This window comes from Mesorhizobium sp. M7A.F.Ca.MR.148.00.0.0, assembly GCF_003997735.1.
Lineage (GTDB): Bacteria > Pseudomonadota > Alphaproteobacteria > Rhizobiales > Rhizobiaceae > Mesorhizobium.
In genome coordinates this window covers 1-243 of record NZ_RZTB01000660.1, presented here as the reverse complement: position 1 = coordinate 243, position 243 = coordinate 1, and the positions used below count along the sequence as shown (strand labels likewise).

Here is a 243-nt window from a genome sequence, read left to right as displayed (position 1 = left end):
TCGATGCCGGGGCCGGCACCGGGCTCATCGGCGAATGGCTTGATATTGCTGGTTACCCGCAAGTCGAGGCACTCGATATTTCACAAGGCATGCTGGATCAGGCGGCCCGCAAGGGCGTCTATTCCGCGCTCCACTGCCTTGCGCTCGGCGGTCATCTGCCCTTTGCCGATGATGCCTATGCCGGGATAATCTCGGCCGGCGTCTTCACCTCGGGCCATGTCGGCGTCGAGGGGCTGGACGAGC

The 243-nt window shown here is 63.8% G+C and carries 1 protein-coding gene; it reads left to right on the top strand.

Annotated features, from left to right (window positions below; translation table 11 throughout):
- Nucleotides 1-243, top strand: a 243-nt coding sequence (locus EOB49_RS35720) for a class I SAM-dependent methyltransferase (protein ID WP_164782024.1), incomplete at both ends; no start/stop codon positions are given.